At 62.9% G+C, this 17,421-nt stretch carries 15 protein-coding genes; 8 read left to right on the forward strand and 7 right to left on the reverse strand.

The features are described from left to right. The first annotated feature begins 177 nt into the window (after positions 1-177). Positions 178-1,863 (forward strand): benzoate-CoA ligase family protein, encoded by a 1,686-nt coding sequence (locus tag IVA95_RS33145; protein ID WP_247514323.1) that lies wholly within the window; start codon positions 178-180, stop codon positions 1,861-1,863. Between the two features lie 101 nt (positions 1,864-1,964). Continuing rightward, positions 1,965-2,348 (forward strand): RidA family protein, encoded by a 384-nt coding sequence (locus tag IVA95_RS33150; RefSeq protein WP_247514356.1) that lies wholly within the window; start codon positions 1,965-1,967, stop codon positions 2,346-2,348. A gap of 7 nt (positions 2,349-2,355) precedes the next feature. Here IVA95_RS33150 and IVA95_RS33155 read toward each other — a convergent pair whose 3' ends face one another. Next, positions 2,356-3,876 carry a mannitol dehydrogenase family protein gene (locus IVA95_RS33155; RefSeq protein WP_247514324.1) on the reverse strand — a complete coding sequence of 507 codons (1,521 nt, stop codon included), beginning with the start codon at positions 3,874-3,876 and terminating at the stop codon, positions 2,356-2,358. A gap of 123 nt (positions 3,877-3,999) precedes the next feature. Here IVA95_RS33155 and IVA95_RS33160 point away from each other — a divergent pair, with 123 nt between their 5' ends. The 6 genes from IVA95_RS33160 (at position 4,000) to uxuA (ending at position 10,137) form a co-directional block, all read left to right on the forward strand. After that, the gene (locus tag IVA95_RS33160) at positions 4,000-4,737 is read left to right on the forward strand and encodes a FadR/GntR family transcriptional regulator (protein ID WP_247514325.1); all 738 of its coding nucleotides are present in this window, start codon (positions 4,000-4,002) and stop codon (positions 4,735-4,737) included. A gap of 80 nt (positions 4,738-4,817) precedes the next feature. Further along, positions 4,818-5,795 carry a sialic acid TRAP transporter substrate-binding protein SiaP gene (locus IVA95_RS33165; protein WP_247514326.1) on the forward strand — a complete coding sequence of 326 codons (978 nt, stop codon included), beginning with the start codon at positions 4,818-4,820 and terminating at the stop codon, positions 5,793-5,795. 87 nt (positions 5,796-5,882) lie between these two features. Then, positions 5,883-6,461: a TRAP transporter small permease gene (locus IVA95_RS33170; RefSeq protein ID WP_247514327.1), complete on the forward strand. Its 579-nt coding sequence runs from the start codon at positions 5,883-5,885 to the stop codon at positions 6,459-6,461. A gap of 4 nt (positions 6,462-6,465) precedes the next feature. After that, complete coding sequence (locus IVA95_RS33175; protein ID WP_247514328.1) at positions 6,466-7,872, forward strand: TRAP transporter large permease; 1,407 nt, start codon at positions 6,466-6,468, stop codon at positions 7,870-7,872. Next, complete coding sequence (locus IVA95_RS33180) at positions 7,869-8,915, forward strand: L-idonate 5-dehydrogenase (protein ID WP_247514329.1); 1,047 nt, start codon at positions 7,869-7,871, stop codon at positions 8,913-8,915. Before IVA95_RS33175 ends, IVA95_RS33180 begins: the two co-directional genes overlap by 4 nt. Positions 8,916-8,946: 31 nt before the next feature. After that, positions 8,947-10,137, forward strand: a complete 1,191-nt coding sequence (uxuA, locus tag IVA95_RS33185; RefSeq protein ID WP_247514357.1) for a mannonate dehydratase — start codon at positions 8,947-8,949, stop codon at positions 10,135-10,137. On the opposite strand, the gene IVA95_RS33190 is transcribed toward uxuA, so the two are convergent. Genes IVA95_RS33190 through IVA95_RS33215 form a run of 6 tightly spaced genes read right to left on the reverse strand, consistent with a single transcriptional unit; the run spans position 10,090 to position 17,202 of the window. Then, positions 10,090-11,223 carry a dipeptide ABC transporter ATP-binding protein gene (locus IVA95_RS33190; protein WP_247514330.1) on the reverse strand — a complete coding sequence of 378 codons (1,134 nt, stop codon included), beginning with the start codon at positions 11,221-11,223 and terminating at the stop codon, positions 10,090-10,092. The genes uxuA and IVA95_RS33190 overlap by 48 nt on opposite strands. After that, positions 11,220-12,200: an ABC transporter ATP-binding protein gene (locus tag IVA95_RS33195; protein ID WP_247514331.1), complete on the reverse strand. Its 981-nt coding sequence runs from the start codon at positions 12,198-12,200 to the stop codon at positions 11,220-11,222. The genes IVA95_RS33190 and IVA95_RS33195 overlap by 4 nt, the downstream gene beginning before the upstream one ends. Next, on the reverse strand, positions 12,200-13,771 hold the full coding sequence (locus tag IVA95_RS33200) for an ABC transporter substrate-binding protein (protein WP_247514332.1): 1,572 nt from the start codon (positions 13,769-13,771) through the stop codon (positions 12,200-12,202). The genes IVA95_RS33195 and IVA95_RS33200 overlap by 1 nt, the downstream gene beginning before the upstream one ends. Before the next feature lie 16 nt (positions 13,772-13,787). Next, on the reverse strand, positions 13,788-15,356 hold the full coding sequence (locus IVA95_RS33205) for an ABC transporter substrate-binding protein (protein ID WP_247514333.1): 1,569 nt from the start codon (positions 15,354-15,356) through the stop codon (positions 13,788-13,790). After that, the gene (locus IVA95_RS33210; RefSeq protein WP_247514334.1) at positions 15,353-16,240 is read right to left on the reverse strand and encodes an ABC transporter permease; all 888 of its coding nucleotides are present in this window, start codon (positions 16,238-16,240) and stop codon (positions 15,353-15,355) included. Before IVA95_RS33210 ends, IVA95_RS33205 begins: the two co-directional genes overlap by 4 nt. Next, the gene (locus tag IVA95_RS33215; RefSeq protein ID WP_247514335.1) at positions 16,237-17,202 is read right to left on the reverse strand and encodes an ABC transporter permease; all 966 of its coding nucleotides are present in this window, start codon (positions 17,200-17,202) and stop codon (positions 16,237-16,239) included. Before IVA95_RS33215 ends, IVA95_RS33210 begins: the two co-directional genes overlap by 4 nt. Between the last annotated feature and the right edge of the window lie 219 nt (positions 17,203-17,421).

The raw sequence follows: 17,421 nt of genomic DNA on the forward strand, positions 1-17,421 counted from the left end.
CCGAAACACCAATGGGAGCCGGGCGGCTGCTGTCCGATTCTTCTCCATATGGTGGGAAGCGTCATTCCACCCTTGCGAAAAATTGTTTTAAGCCTAAAATGATTAGCGAGACGGCGTTGCCGGGCGTCCTCGATATTGATCTCGAGCCTTTCATTGTGAAAGCGAGGAGAGACGGAAATGTCAGGTACAATTCCCAGCCGATCCCTCGGTCCGTCGGGCCACGTCGATGATTTTGCGCGGCGAAATCTGCCGTCATCAGAGCAATGGCCGGATCTGCTGCTCGACCGACCGGAATTTCAGTATCCCGAATATCTCAACGCCGCGGTCGAACTGACCGACCGTATCGTCGAAAAAGGTTGGGGCGATCGGATCGCACTGATCGGCAACGGCCGCCAGCGCACCTACAAGGAATTGGCCGACTGGTCGAACCGTCTCGCGCATGCGCTGGTGGAGAATTACGGCGTCAAGCCCGGTAACCGCGTCCTGATCCGCTCCGGCAACAACCCCGCGCTGGTGGCGGCTTGGCTTGCGGCCACGAAAGCGGGCGCCGTCGTGGTCAACACCATGCCGATGCTGCGCGCCGGTGAGCTGAGCAAGATCGTCGACAAGGCGGAGATTGCATTGGCGCTGACCGACAGCCGCATCGCCGACGAGCTGGTCGCATGCGCGAAGACCAGCCGCTTGCTGAAGCAGGTGGTGAATTTCGACGGCACGTCGAATCACGATGCCGAGCTCGACCGAGTGGCGCTGAACAAGCCGGTCCGGTTCGATGCGGTGAAGACCGGACGCGATGACGTCGCCTTGCTGGGATTCACCTCGGGCACCACGGGCGAGCCGAAAGCCACGATGCATTTCCATCGCGACCTCATGATCATCGCGGACGGCTATGCGAGGGAAGTCCTCAACGTCACCGAGGATGATGTTTTCGTCGGCTCGCCGCCGCTGGCCTTTACGTTCGGGCTCGGGGGGCTCGCAATCTTCCCACTGCGGTTCGGCGCGACGGCGACGCTGTTGGAGAACGCCTCGCCGCCCGAGATGGTCAAGATCATCGAGACCTACAAGGCGACGATCTGCTTCACCTCGCCGACGGCGTACCGCGCGATGATGGCGGCGATGGACAATGGCGCCGATCTGTCATCGTTGCGGATCGCGGTCTCCGCCGGCGAAACCTTGCCGGCGCCGGTGTTCGAGAGCTGGACCCACAAGACCGGCAAGACCATTCTCGACGGCATCGGCTCGACGGAACTGCTGCACATCTTCATTACCAACCGCGTCGGCGATGCGGTGGCGGGCACGACGGGACATCCCGTGACGGGCTACGAGGCAAAGATCGTCGACGACGACATGAATGAGTTGCCAGCAGGTACTGTCGGCAAGCTCGCGGTGCGCGGGCCGACCGGATGCCGCTATCTAGCCGACAAGAGGCAGTCGAATTATGTGCGCGACGGCTGGAATCTGACCGGCGATACCTTTGTCCGCAACGCGAACGGCCGACTGTCCTTTATCGCCCGCTCGGACGATATGATCGTCTCTTCCGGCTACAACATTGCAGGGCCAGAGGTCGAAGCGGCGCTGCTGTCGCATCCTGCCGTCGCCGAATGCGGCGTGGTCGGCGCGCCCGACGAGGCGCGCGGCATGATCGTCAAGGCCTATGTGGTTCTGGCGGGCGGCGTTGCTGCCGATGCTGCGCTGACGCAGGCCTTGCAGGATCACGTCAAGCAGACGATTGCGCCCTATAAATATCCGCGTGCGATCGAATATGTCGCGCAACTGCCGAAGACCGAGACCGGCAAGCTGAGGCGCTTTACGCTCCGGCAGATGGCTGCGGCCGGTCCAGCGTCGCCAAGCGTTGCCGCGGAATAACTTCTAACCCTGATGGAGAAAAGCCGGTGACAGCCCCCAAAGGCCCCACACTGAGCGTGGTGCCTCATCCCACGACCGATACCTCGCCGCCAGGCCCGCAAATGCTGCAGCCGAGCGGCTGGCCGATGCCGAAAGGCTACGCCAACGGCATGGCGGCGGACGGCCGTCTCGTGGTGACTGGCGGCGTGATCGGTTGGGATACGCAGGGCCGCTTGGAACCCGATTTCGTCGCGCAGGTGCGCCAGACGCTCTCCAACATCGCCGAGATACTTGCCGAGGGCGGCGCCAGACCCGAGCATCTGGTGCGCCTGACCTGGTATGTCGTCGACATCGAGGAGTATCTCACAAGCCTGAAAGAGCTTGGCCGCGTCTATCGCGAGATTTTCGGCGCGCATTATCCGGCGATGGCGCTGGTGCAGGTGGTGCGCTTGGTCGAGAAGGAAGCCCGCGTCGAGATCGAGGCGACGGCAGTAGTGCCGCGCTGATCTTGCTTCATGTGGGCTGAAACGTCTGCACGGTCTGACGTGCGCCCAGTGCGTAGAGCTTTGCGAGCGCCTCGGTGACGGCGCTGCGCATGCGGGGATCGTTACCGAGCGCGCCGAAAATGGAGCTGACCTCCAGCAGCGCGGGCGCAAGCCGCTCCGCGAGTGGGCCGGCACGCTCGGCGATATCACCCAATTCTCCCGCAAGGGGGTCGCGCACATCGATGGCGCGGTCTTGCTCGTCGGTCCCCGTCACGTAACGCATCCAGCCGGCCACCGCGAGCGCGTGGGTATCGATCGGCAGCCCCAGCCGCAACCGGTCTTGCATGGTCGCGAGCAGCCGTTGCGGCAGCTTCTGCGAACCATCCATCGCGATCTGCCAGGTCCGATGGTGCAGGGCGGGATTGGAGAAGCGCTGCAGCAGCGATGCGCTATAGGCTGCCAGATCTGTGCCTTCAGGCATCCGCAGCGTCGGCGCGGCGTCCTGCATCACCTGCCGGGCAAATGCCGCAAAGCGAAGATCAGTCATGGTTGCGGCGATGGTCTCAAAGCCTGCGAGATAGCCGAGATAGGCCAGCGCCGAGTGGCTGGCGTTGAGCAGCCGCAGCTTCATATGTTCGAACGGCGTCACATCCGAAACCAGTTGCACGCCCGCGGCCACAAAGTCCGGCCGACCGGCCGGAAAGCGGTCTTCAACGATCCATTGCGTGAATGGTTCTGTGATAATGGGCCATGCGTCGATCATGCCGAGCGCTGAAGAAATCTCCGCCCGGTCGAGGTCCGTGGTCTCCGGCACGATCCGATCCACCATGGTCGAAGGGAAGGCCACCTCGGCTTCAATCCATTTGGCGAGATTGCGCGATCGCAGAGCGGCGAACTGCGTCACGATCCGCCTGACCGTTTGGCCGTTGGCGGAGAGATTGTCGCAGGAGAGAACGGTGAAGGGGGCTTCGCCTGCGATACGTCGGCGCGCGAGCGCGGCCACCAGGAATCCGACGGCCGAGCGCGGCGTACCGGGATTCTGCAGGTCGTGAACGATATCGGGATGATGCTCGTCGAGGTCGCCGGTTTGCGGCGTATGACAATAACCCTTCTCTGTGACCGTCAGCGAGACGATACGTGTGGCCGGGTTGGCCAGACGCGCGATCAACTGCCCGGGTTTTTCGGGCGCGACGTCGATGGCGAGAACCGAGCCGATGATGCGGTGATCGGTGCCCGCGCCAGAGCGAACAGCCAGTGTATAGAGGCCGTCCTGCGGGGCGAGGGCGTCGCGTGTCGCGGGACTGCGCAAGCTGGCCCCGATGATACCCCAATCCATCGCGCCGCCTGCAAGCAGGTCGTCGAGTACCACCGCCTGGTGTGCCCGGTGGAACGCGCCAATTCCAAGATGAACGATGCCTTGCGAGATGAGCGAGCGGTCATAGCCGGGGCGGCGGATCTGGCCGGGAAGCCGATGGAGGTTGGCATTCGAAAGGCGGAAATTGCTATCTTTCGGGCCGAATGCCGGGCTTTTTGCCACGTCGCTTGACATGAGAGGCTCAATCCATCAATCTTTGGTCAATTGGTAAGGCCAATTTTCCAGATTTATTGGCCTTATCCCGACCAAAGCAAGAAAAATCGATTCACGTCAGGGGATCGTCAGGGAGAGCCGAGCGTGCCGCTCGAAGCCGTGGAAGCACGACGCCTTTATCGCCAGGTTGCCGATCAGCTTCGCGCCTTGATCGACAGCGGCGAATACACTGTGGGCAGCCGCCTTCCGACCGAACGCGATCTTGCCGAACAATTGAAGGTGTCGCGGCCGACCGTGCGCGAAGCCCTGATCGCTCTGGAAGTCGAAGGCAGGGTCCGGATTCGCGTCGGTTCGGGAGTTTATGTCAGTGAGCCGCCGGCGCTCGCACCGCCTTTGCCACTGGCGGCCGAGATCGAAGGCCCGTTCGAACTGCTGCGCGCCCGTGAATTCCTCGAAGGCGCCATTGCCGAACAGGCGGCGCGGGTGGCGACAGCCGAAGATATCGTGCGCATCGATGCTTCGCTGGAGGCGATGGCCACCGTGCAGCATCCCGGCGAAGCCTCGATGATCCATGACCGCGCGTTTCACATCGCGGTGGCCGGATGCCTCGACAACGCCGTGTTGGTCCGCGTGGTCGGCGAGCTATTCGACCAGCGGCTCAATCCCTACTTCGCCAAGCTCGCCCATTATTTCGAAAATCCGGAATCCTGGAATGCAGCGCTGGCCGAGCACCGCGCGATCCGCGATGCCATCGCCGCGCACGATCCCGACGCCGCCCGCGTAACGATGCGCGAACACCTGGCGCGTTCGCAGGCCCGCTTTGCGCAAAATTTTGGGGCGGAAGCTTCGTCCGCCTCGCGCATCCGCGCAAGCAGCGGCTGAATGACGAGAATTCGAACGGTTCGGCGAATGTCGGTCCGGTTGGGTAACAAAAGCAAATTGTAACGACGGAGGAAATTCACGTGTTGAAGAAATTGACGATTGCATTCGCGGCGTCTGCTGCTGCGCTGTTGGCCGCAACTACATCAGGCATGGCGCAGACCAAGCTGAAATGGGCTCACGTCTACGAAACCTCGGAGCCGTTTCACACTGCTTCCGTCTGGGCCGCGGGCGAGATCAACAAGCGCACCAACGGGCGTTACCAGATCGACGTCTATCCGGCTTCCCAACTCGGCAAGGAAACCGACATCAACCAGGGGCTTTCGCTGGGCTCGGTCGACATCATCATTTCCGGCTCGAGTTTTGCGGCCAAGAGCTTTCCGCCGATCGGCGTGACCTACTATCCCTACACTTTCCGGGATGCCGATCACCTCCTGGCCTACACCAAGAGCGACGTCTTCAAGGAGCTTGCCAAGGGCTACGAGGACAAGAGCGGTCATCACATCGTGGCGGTGACCTATTACGGGGTGCGCCACACCTCGTCGAACAAGCCGATCAAGGCCTGCGCCGACATGAAGGGCCTCAAGATGCGTGTGCCTGACGTGCCGGCCTATCTCGCGATGCCGCGCGCCTGTGGCGCCAACACCGCGCCGATCGCCTTTGCCGAGGTCTATCTCGCCCTGCAGAACGGCACCGTGGAAGCCCAGGAAAATCCCCTCACCACGATTGAGGCCAAGAAGTTCTACGAGGTGCAGAAGCACATCGTGCTGACCGGTCACATCGTCGATCACCTCAACACCGTCGTCGCCGGTGCGCTCTGGAAGAAGCTTTCGGAAGAAGATCGCAAGATCTTCACCGACGTCGCCCAGGAAGCGGCGGCAAAGGCCACGGCCGAGATCAAGACCAACGAAGCCAAGCTGGTCGATTTCTTCAAGCAGAAGGGGCTGACGGTCACCGAGGTCAACAAGGACGAGTTCCGCGACACCGTGATCAAGACCACGAAGTTCGAGACCTTCGACTACCGCAAGTCCGACTGGGATCGCATCCAGGCGGTGAAGTAAACGTCCAGGCCTTCGTCCGTGCTTGCCGCGATTTTCCGGCGGCAGGCACGGCGGAAGCCTCGAATAAGGCCAGCTCGGGGAGGGCGCATGTCGATGGTTGAAGTTCACAAGCAGATCACGGCGGACGAGATCGCCCACACCTTTGAGGACGAAGTCCCCAAGGGCGCCGATCTCGGCCAATATGCCGCCGAGGATTGGCTCGCGCTCGCGATCTTCTGGGTCATGGCGCTCTCCGTCTTCCTGCAGTTCTTCACCCGTTACGTTCTCAACGACAGTTACGCCTGGACCGAGGAGATCGCGACCTACTGCCTGATCGGCGTGGTCTTCATCGGCTCGGCGATGTGCGTGCGGCTGTCGCGGCACATCCAGGTCGATCTTCTGTTTCGCTATCTGCCGCATGTGGTGGGGCGCGCACTCTCGACGGTCATCGATGTGATCCGGATCGCGTTCTTCGGCTACGCGATCAAGCTGGTTTGGCAATTCATCCAGATCATCGGCGACGAGCGGATGACCACGATCAGGTTTCAAAAGGGATTTGTCTACTACGCCGTGCTGCTCGGCTTCGTGCTGATGTTCGCGCGATCGATCCAGATCGCGGTCGAGAACTGGCGGCGGGGCTACTCGATCCTGGAGCGCCCCGGCGCATTCGACGGAACGGAAGGGTAGGGCGATGCTGCTGCTGCTTGGGGGATTTCTGCTGCTGATGCTGGTCGGCCTGCCGGTCGCGCTTTCGATGGCGGTGTCGTCGCTGGTCTATATTCTCGTCACCGGCATCACCCCGGATGTTACGCTGGCGCAGCGCATGATTGCCGGCGTCGAGAGCTTCCCGCTGCTCGCGGTGCCATTCTTCATTCTGGCCGGCAATCTCATGAATATCGCGGGCGTGACCGGCCGCATCTACAAATTCGCGGTCGCACTGGTGGGCTGGATGCGCGGTGGCCTCGGCCACGTCAATATCGTCGGCTCCGTGATCTTCTCGGGCATGTCCGGCACCGCGATTGCGGATGCCGCAGGGCTCGGCACCATCGAGATCAAGGCGATGAAGGATCACGGCTATTCCACGGAGTTCGCGGTCGGCGTCACCGCGGCATCCGCCACGCTCGGCCCGATCATCCCGCCGTCGCTGCCGTTCGTGATCTACGGCATGATGGCGAACGTCTCGATCGGGGCGCTGTTTCTGGGCGGCGTGATTCCGGGCGTGTTCATGACGTTGGCCATGATGGCGACCGTGGCCTATTTCGCGCACAAGAACGGCTGGGGCAGCGATACGCCGTTCTCATGGCCGCAGATCGGTTCGGCCGCCCTCGAAATCTTCATCGTCCTGGCGTTCCCGCTGGTGGTCTGGCTCTTGGTCGTCGGCGGGATGTCGGTGAACATGGCGGTGGGCATCGGCCTCGTGGCGCTGCTGGCGCTCGACTGGTATTTCGATTTCTCCGCCGTGATGGCGCTGATGGCGCCGGTGATCCTGATCGGCGGCATGACGCTCGGCTGGTTCACGCCGACCGAAGCGGCAGTCGCCGCGGTGATCTGGTCGCTGTTCCTCGGGCTGGTGCGTTACCGCTCGATGACGCTGCAGACGGTGGCGAAGGCCACCTTCGATACCATCGAGACCACGGCATCGGTGCTGTTCATCGTGACCGCAGCCTCGATCTTTGCATGGCTCTTGACGGTCTCGCAGGCGGCGCAGATGCTGACGGATGCGATGCTGAGCATCACCCAGAACAAGTGGGTGTTCCTGCTGCTGGCGAATATCCTGATCCTGTTCGTCGGCTGCTTCATCGACACCATCGCCGCGATCACCATCCTGGTGCCGATTCTGCTGCCGATCGTGCTCAAGCTCGGCATCGACCCGATCCATTTCGGCCTGATCATGACACTGAACCTGATGATCGGCCTCCTGCATCCACCGCTCGGCATGGTGCTGTTCGTGCTCGCGCGCGTGGCGAAACTGTCGGTCGAACGCACGACCCTGGCAATCCTGCCGTGGCTGGTGCCGCTGTTACTGGCGCTCGTCGCCATCACCTTCATCCCGGAGCTGACGCTCTGGCTGCCTAAATACATGGGACTCTCAAGATGACATCGATGGCTTTGGCTGCAACGCTGTTCGGACCGGAAGATCTGCGCATGGTCGAGCGGCCGCTCGATCCGCTCGCCTCGGGCATGGTGCGTATCCGTTTCGGTGCCGGCGGCATCTGCGGCTCCGACATGCATTACTATCGTCATGCCCGCACCGGCGATTTCGTCGTGACCTCGCCGCTGGTGCTCGGCCACGAGATTGCGGGTGACGTGGTCGAGATCGCAGGTTCCGCGCCGGGCGTAAAAGTCGGCGATCGCGTCGCCGTCAACCCGTCGCGCTGGTGCGGCCACTGCAAGCCATGCCGCGAGAACCGGCCCAATCTCTGCGAAAACATCTTCTTCATGGGATCGGCCTCGAAGACCCCGCATATGCAGGGCGGCTTTGCGTCTTACTTCGACGCCATCCCGGCGCAATGCGTGAAGATTCCGGATCACGTGACCTATCAGGCGGCGGCGCTTGCCGAGCCGCTCGCGGTCTGCCTGCACGCGGTGGCTCGCGCCGGGGACGTCACTGGCAAGCGCGCGGTGCTGTTCGGCGCCGGCCCGATCGGTCTGTTGACCATGCTGGCGGCGCAGCGCGCCGGGATCGCAGAGACGACCGTCGTCGATATCGCGGCCGCGCCGCTGGCGTTCGCCACGAGATTGGGCGCCAATCATGTCGTCGATATCTCCGGCGGCGAAGAGGCGCTGAAGGCGCAGGCTGCTGCGCAGCCGTTCGATGTGGCGTTCGAAGTCTCCGGTACCGCAGCGGGCTTGGCCAGCGCGATCGGTGCGGTCAGGCGCGGCGGCGTCGTGGTTCAGGTCGGCAACCTGCCAGGCGGGCAGATTCAGGTGCCGGCGAATGCGGTGATGGCCAAGGAGATCGACCTGCGCGGCTCGTTCCGCTTCGGGGCGGAATTCTTCACGGCGGTCGAACTGATCTCCGACAGCAGTGTGGACGTGCTGTCGCTGGTGACGGCGCAACGCCCGCTGGCGGTCGCGCCTGACGCGGTCCGGCTGGCGCTCGACCGTTCGCAAAGCGTCAAGGTCGTGCTGACCGCTTGATTGCCGTTCTCATTTCAGGAGCTTCCGCATGATGCTGCAGGGGTGGCGGTGGTACGGGCCTAATGATCCCGTATCGCTCGACGATATCCGTCAGGCCGGCGCCACCGACGTGGTGATGGCGTTGCACCAGGTGCCGATCGGCGAGGCCTGGACGCGCACGGCCGTCGAGGAGCGCAAGAACCTGATCGAGAACTCGCAGCCCGGACGCTCGCCGCTGATCTGGTCGGTGGTGGAATCGATTCCAGTGCCCGACGACGTCAAGCGGCTCGGAGGCGTGGCGACACGCTCGATCGAGGCCTGGATCGCGAGCATGGAGGCGGTTGCCGCCGCCGGCATCAAGATCATCTGCTACAATTTCATGCCGGTCGTTGACTGGTGCCGCACCGATCTCGAATGGGAACTGCCGAACGGCGCCAAGGCGATGCGCTTCGATCAGGACCGTTTCGCGGCGTTCGATCTGCACATCCTGCAGCGGCCGGAAGCGCCGGCGGAATATTCCGAGGCCGCGCAGCGCCGCGCGAAGCAGGTCTATGAAGCAATGACGCAGGCCGATATCGACTGCCTCATCACCAACATTGCCAGCGCGCTGCCGGGATCCACCACCGATCCGCTGACCATACCGCAGTTCCGCGACCGCCTGCAGCAATACCGCGGCATTGATTCCAAGGTGCTGCGCCAGCACTTATGCGAATTTCTCGCTCGCGTCGCGCCGGTGGCGGAGCAACTCGGCGTCACGCTGACGCTGCATCCGGACGATCCGCCACGTCCGCTGTTTGGCCTGCCGCGCATCGCTTCGTCGGCAGAGGACTATCAGGCGCTATTCGATGCGGTGCCGTCGAAGGCCAATGGCATCTGCTTCTGCACAGGTTCGCTCGGCGTGCGCGCGGAGAACGATCTGCCTGTCATGGCCAAGCGCTTCGCGCCGCGGATCGGTTTTGCCCATCTGCGGGCGACCAGGCGGGAAGCGGATGGGCTTTCGTTCTTCGAATCCGATCATCTCGATGGCGACGTCGATATGATCGCGGTGTTGAAGGTTTTGCTGGCGGAGAACCGAACGCGTTCGCCCAAGAATCAGATCGTGTTCCGGCCCGATCACGGCCATCGCATGCTCGACGATCTCGCCGCGACCAAGCGCACCAATCCCGGCTACACCGCGATCGGCCGGCTGCGCGGCCTAGCGGAGCTGCGTGGTGCTATCCGCGCCATTGAACACACCGGGTAACTGCGCTTCCGTCCGTTTCAGCCCCTGCTTCGCAGCCTCAAAGGCTGCCAGCCGCTCGGCGAATTTGCCGTTCGCAAGGCCAGCGCGCGCCAAAATGGTCGGCGTAGGCAGCGTCTCGAAGAAATGACAGGCCACGCGATGGCCAGGTGCTGCTTCGCGCAACTCCGGCTCTTCGGCCGAGCAGCGTGCTTGCGCATGCGGGCAGCGGGTATGGAAGCGACAGCCGGACGGCGGCCTGAACGGGCTCGGCACGTCACCTTGAAGCATCACGCGTTTGGTGCGGAGCGCAGGATCGGGTTTCGGAATGGCCGCGAGCAGCGCCTGGGTATAGGGATGCAACGGACGGTTATAGAGTGACTTCTTGTCTGATATCTCGACCAGCTTGCCCAAATACATCACCGCGACGCGGTCGCTGATGTGCTTCACGACAGCCAGATCATGGGCGATGAACAGATAGGAAAGACCAAATCGCTGCTGCAGGTTCTGCAGGAGGTTGACGATCTGCGCCTGGATCGAGACGTCCAGCGCCGACACGGGTTCGTCGCAGACGATCAAATCAGGATTGGCGGCGAGCGCACGCGCAATGCCGATGCGCTGGCGCTGCCCGCCCGAGAATTGATGCGGATAGCGCCCGGCATGTTCGGGCAGCAGACCGACGATGTCCAGAAGCTCGCGGACGCGCGCTTCGCGCGAGGCGTCATCGCCGATGTCGTGAACCCGCAGCGGCTCGGCCAGGATCTCGCCGACCGTCATGCGCGGATTGAGCGAGGCATAGGGGTCCTGGAAAATGATCTGCATGTGCCGACGCATCCGGCGCAGCGCGTCCTTGTCGAGATCGGCGATCTCCTTGCCCTTGAAGCGCACAGAGCCTGCGGTCGGGTCCATCAAACGCAGGATCAGCCGGCCGGTGGTCGACTTGCCGCAGCCGGACTCGCCGACCAGCGCCAGCGTCTCGCCGCGGGCGATCTGAAAACTCACATCCTCGACGGCACGCACCAGTCCGATGGTCTTGCGGCGGATCAGCCCGCGCGTGACCGCAAAATGCTTGACCAGGCCATCGACCTGCAGGACCGGAACATCGCTCATGACGCCACCTCGACCGGCGCCTTCCAGCATGCCACCCGATGGCCGGGCGCGATGTCGCGCAAGGGCGGCGGATCAAGTCGGCAGCGCTGGTCTGCAAATGGACAGCGCGGTGCAAAGCGGCAGCCCGCCGGCTGGTTGTTGGGACTGGGCACGGTACCTTCGATGGTGGCGAGGCGCTTGCGGTCGACATCGATGCGCGGGATCGAGCCGAGCAGACCGATCGTATAGGGATGCTGCGGATCGGCGAACAGGTCGTTGACATCCGCGCTCTCGACGATGCGGCCGGCATACATCACCAACACCTCATCGGCGACCTCCGCGATCACGCCGAGATCATGGGTGATGATCAGGATCGCCATGCCGAGCCGCCGCTGCAGATCGCTCAAGAGGTCGAGGATCTGGGCCTGGATGGTGACGTCGAGCGCCGTCGTCGGCTCGTCGGCGATCAACAGCGCCGGCTCGCAGGAGAGCGCCATCGCGATCATGACGCGCTGGCGCATGCCGCCCGACATATTGTGGGGGAAATCGTCGATGCGCTGCGCCGCTGACGGAATCCGCACCAATTCCAGCATCTCGATCGCCCGTGCCCGCGCTGCGCGCGGCGACATCGCGGTGTGGGCAAGGATCGCCTCGATGATCTGCTGGCCGACGGTGTGGACCGGATTGAGCGAGGTCATCGGCTCCTGAAAAATCATCGACATCTTGCCGCCGCGCAGCTTGCGGCGTTCGTCGGCCGAAAGCCGCAGCATGTCGCGATTGCCGAACAGCACCGCCTCGGCCTCGACCTTGCCCGGCGGGCTCGGCACCAGGCCCATGACCGACAGAGACGTCACGCTCTTGCCGCAGCCGGACTCACCGACAAGGCCGACAGTGCGGCCGCGCGGAACGCTGAAGTTGATGCCGTCGACGGCGCGAAACAAGCCGCGGTCTGTCGCGAAGTGGGTCTTTAGGCCGCGAACCTCGAGGAGCGTGTCCATCAGAAGGAGTAATCCAGTCCCTTATAGAAGGTGTTTTGATAGAGCATGTGCGGCCGGACGCCTTTCAGCTTCTTCGAACTGGTGGTGTACATCGCAACGTTCATCACCGGCATCCAGAGATGCTCGTTCGTTACCTTCTCCTGCACGCGGGCATAGTTGAGTGCGCGCTCGGTGTCGGTCAGGGCGGCGCGGCCGGCGCGCAGCCACTCGTCGGTTTCGGCGTCCTTCCAGTTCATGCGATTGGGGGTGGGGACGTTCTTTGAGTTAAAATAGATGTTCATCAACTCGCCGGCCGACAGATAGGGAACCGTCACCGTCCAAAGCTCGTAGTCCTGCTTGCCCATCTCGGCAGGCGCAATCGTGGAATCGAAGCCCACTATCTTCCAATCGACTCCGATCTTGCGCATGTAGCCCTGAATGGCTTCGGAGACGCGCGGGAAATAGGCGACTTGCGTGAACAGCACCCGGGGCGCGAGCTTCATGCCGTCCTTCTCACGAATACCGTCGGCGCCGACCTTCCAACCGGCCTCGTCCAAAAGCTTCTTGGCGCGTTCGACATCTTCCTTGATGACACCCTTGGTTTTTTCGGCGAAGTCGAGTGCCTTGGGATCGACAAAAGTGAACGCCGGCTCGGCATTGCCCAGCATGACGCCCTTGACGATGTCGGCACGGTTGATCGCGATGTTCATCGCCTCGCGCACGCGCTTGTCTGATACCATCGGGCGCGTGATCTTGTAGCCGTAGTACATGAGCTGGAAGTTCGGTTTGGCTTCCTGAACGGTCAGGTTGGGCGCAGCCTTGACCTGCTCGATGAACTGCAGTGGGACCTGATGGGTAAGGTCGAACTGCCCGCCCATGATGGCGGCGACCCGGCTGGCATCTTCGGGCACGATCTTGATGCTGAGTTTTTCGAACTTCACCGGGCCCTTGTTCTGATACATCGACGGGCCCCATTTGTAGGCGTCGTGGCGCTTGAGCACGATTTCGGTGCGCGGCTGCCAGCTCTCGAAACACCACGGACCGGTGCCGTCGATTCCCTTGATGCCGTAATCCTTGCCCAGCGTTTCCACGCTTTCCTGGTTGTGGATTGCGTTGGTGTACATGGTGAGCTGCAGCAGCAGCTCGGAGTAGGGCTCGTTCAGCTCATACTCGACGGTGTAGGGATCGGGCGCGCGAAGCTCCTTGATCTCGCCGGCGCGCCATGCATACGGCGCCTTGGTTTCCGGATCCTTGAGCCGCTTGAAGGTATAGATGACGTCGGCGGCGGTGAACTTCTTACCGCTGCAGAACGTTACGTCGTCGCGCAGCTTGAACGTATAGGTCCTGCCGTCCTCGCTGATGGTCCAGGATTTCGCGAGGTAAGGGGTCGCCGTCTTGCCGTCCCAGTCGAGCGCTACCAGCGTATCCTGGAACATATTGACGATATCAGACGTCGGCGACCAGGTGGTGCGCTGGCCGTCGTAATGCGGCGCGTCCAGCGACTTCATTACCCGCAAGGTCTGCGCCTCGGCTATCGCGCACATTCCGGCCGCTCCCAGCAGCGCCGCAACGCCCGTCAAAATGCTGCGCATCGTGTTCTCTCCCTCGTTATTTCTGGCGCGACACGTCCAAGCCTTTGTAGAAAGTATTCTGGTAGATCATGTGCGGCCTGGCGTCGGCGATCTTCTTGTTGGCCACCTGGTCCATGTTGATGTTGAGCACGGGCATCCAGAGGTGCTCGCGCATCACCTTCTGCTGGACCTTCGCGTAGTATTTCGCGCGGTCGGCATCGGTCAGCGCCGAGCGGCCCTGCTTCAGCCACTCATCGGTTTCGGCGTCCTTCCAGTTCATCCGGTTTGGCGTCGGGATGTTCCTGGAATCGAAGTAGATGTTCATGAGGTCGCCGGCCGACAGATAAGGCACGGTCACCGACCAGATCTCGTAGTCCTGCTCGGCCATCTTGGCGGAGGCGATGGTCGAGTCCCAGGGTTGAAGCTGCCACTGGACGCCGATGCGGCGCAGGTAACCCTGGATCGCTTCGGCCACCCGCGGCGTGTTGCCGGCCTGAGTGTAATAGACCTTGGGCTGCAGCTTGACGCCGTCCTTTTCGCGGACGCCGTCGCTGCCCATCTTCCAGCCGGCTTCGTCGAGCAGTGCTTTTGCACGCTCGATATCCTCCTTCACGATGCTCTTGGTGGCGGGGTCGTGATCGAGTGCGTCCGGGTCGACAATGGTGAAGGCGGGATCGGCATTGCCGAGCAGGACGCCCTTGGCAATTTCAGCGCGGTTGATGGCGATGCTCATCGCCTCGCGCACGCGCCGGTCCGCCACCATCGGCCGAGTCGTCTTGAAACCGAAATAGAGTAATTGGAAATTCGGCTTTGCCGCTGTGACCGTCAGCATCGGGGCCGCCTTGGCCTGCGCGATGAATTGCGGCGGGAACTGATGGGTCATGTCGAACTGGCCGGCCATCATCGCCGCCACACGGCTGGATTCCTCCGGCATGATCTTGACGCTGAGCTTTTCGAACTTGACGGGCCCCTTGTTCTTGTACATCGACGGGCCCCAACGGTAGGCATCGTGGCGCCTGAGCACGATCTCGGTGCGCGGCTGCCAGCTCTCGAAGCACCACGGTCCGGTGCCATCGGCGCCCTTGATGCCGTAATCCTTGCCGAGCGCCTCCACGCTCTCCCTGTTGTGGATGACGTTGGTGAACATGGTGAGCTGCAGCAGCAGCTCGGAGTAGGGCTCGTTGAGCTCGTACTCGACTGTGTAGGGATCAGGCGCGCGCAGCTCCTTAATGTCGCCGGCGCGCCAGGCGTAGGGCGCCTTGATCGCGGGGTCCTTGAGCCGCCTAAAGCTGTAGATGACGTCATCCGCGGTGAATTTCTTGCCGCTGCAGAAGGTGACGTCGTCGCGCAGCTTGAACGTATAGGTCCTGCCGTCCTCGCTGATGGTCCACGACTTGGCGAGATATGGAATCGGCGTGCGGCCGTCCCAGTCGAGCGCGACCAGCGTGTCCTGGAACATGTTGACGATATCAGACGTCGGTCCCCAGGTCGTGCGCTGCGCATCGTAATGCGGCGCGTCTATCCCCTTCATGAGCTGGAGCGTCTGGGCCGACGCCGGACCCGTGACGCACAGTGCCAAGGACATTCCCAGCGCGAACCTGATCATGTCTGCAGCCTCGGATCGAGGACGTCGCGGAATGCGTCGCCCAGAAGGTTGGCGGCCAGCACGATCACGAAAATGGCACAGCTTGGGATCGTCGCGATATGCGGCGCCATGAACAGGAAGTCGCGGCCCTGCGCCGCCATCATGCCGAGTTCGGCGGTCGGCGGCTGCGCACCCATGCCGAGAAAACCGAGCGCCGCGCCGATCAGGATGATCTGGCCGAAGCGCAGCGTCAGGAACACGAAAATGGTCGAGATGCAGTTCAGCGTCAGGTAGCGCCAGATCAGTTCGCCGTCAGAGACGCCGACGGCGCGGCCGGCCTCCATGAACTCCTGGCCCATCACGCCGATCGCTGCACCGCGCGCCACGCGCGCCACATCGGGCACGGTGGCGACGACGAGCGCTATCACCACCGCCGTCAATCCGGCGCCGAAGATCGCGGCCACCGCAAGCCCGATCAGGATTGCAGGGAAGGCGAGCATCACGTCGACCAGCCGCATGATCCAGCCGTCCAGCCGCCGGTAGTAGGCGGCGAGGATGCCGAGAACGCCGCCGATGAAACCGCCGACGATCACGCCGACCAGCCCAAGCATCAGCGTGTTGCGCGTTCCGTAGAGAACGCGGCTGAAGATGTCGCGCCCCGTATTGTCGGTGCCGAACCAGTGCGCGGCGTCGGGCGACCGCATCACCTTGGTAAGATCGGTGAAGTAGGGATCGTAGGGTGCGATCCAGGGCGCAAATAGCGCTGCCAGCACAATCGTTGCCAGCACCAGTCCAGCGAGTGCCGCGACCCGGTCTCGCGCCAGCCGGCGCAACACTCCGGCGCGGGCGAATACGCCGGTTTCGCGCTCCGGGACAAAGCCTTGTTCGAGAGCCTCGACGCTCATCTGCGCTGCACCCTCGGATCGAGATAGACATAGAGCACGTCGACGATGAGGTTGATCGTGAGAAAAGCGACGGCGAGGATCATGATCGCGCCCTGCGCCGTCGGGAAATCGCTGGAGACGATGGCGCCGACGGCGAGCCGGCCGACGCCGGGCCATGAGAACATGGTTTCGGTGACCACCGCACCGCCGAGCAGGAACGCCGCCTGCAGTCCGATCAGGGTAACGACGGGGATCATGGCGTTGCGCAGCGCGTGATGGATGATCACCACCCGCTCGCGCAGTCCCTTGGCGCGCGCCGTGCGGACGAAATCGGCGCCGAGCACTTCGAGCACGGCGGTGCGCGTCAGTCGTGCGATCGGGCCGATCAGCACCGCGCCCAGCGTCAGGGCGGGGAGGATCAGGCTCGGCAATCCGCCGTCCCATACCGGGCCGGTGCGGCCGGTGAACGGCAACAGCGCCCATTTGAATCCGACGAACTGAATCAGGATCAGGCCGATAAAGAACACCGGCATCGACACGCCCGCCACCGAGCAGGCCATGATGACGCGGTCGGACAGGCGTCCGCGATTGACGGCCGCCAGCGTGCCGAGCGCGAGCCCGCTCGGTACCGCGATCAACATCGCCCCAAGCATCAACTCAATTGTCGGCCCGATCGTCATCGCCAGTTCCTCGCTCACCATTCGGTTGGAAATGATGGAGCGGCCGAGATCCCCGCGCAGCACACGCAGGATGTATTCGAAGAACTGGATCGGGATCGATCTGTCGAGACCAAGTTCCTGGCGGATCGCGGCAATGGTCTCGGCTTTGGCATCGGGCCCGGCGATGATCATCGCGGGATCGGCGGGCACGACTTGCAACAGGCAAAAGCAGAGGAAGAGAACCCCGAGCAAGGCGGGGAACGAAATCAGCAGACGATGGACAATCTGTTGTCCCATGCGACGCCAACGGACGGGTTGGGCCAAGGAACTCTCGCGCCAACGTTGACGCTTCTATTTCCCCCTCGGCAGCCGCGCTTCGTCCGACGTGCGCGGCTTTTTATTATCCTGGATAGTGGCACCTGTCGGACGCGGCGTCACGCTCAATCTGACAGTTCGCTCCCGCTGCGTCCTTTTGCGCGTCGCGCCGCGATGGCATTTCGCAATGCGAGAATTTCGTCTCACGGGAAGCGGTTAAAACGCGCG

This window comes from Bradyrhizobium sp. 157 (genome assembly GCF_023073815.1).
GTDB lineage: Bacteria > Pseudomonadota > Alphaproteobacteria > Rhizobiales > Xanthobacteraceae > Bradyrhizobium.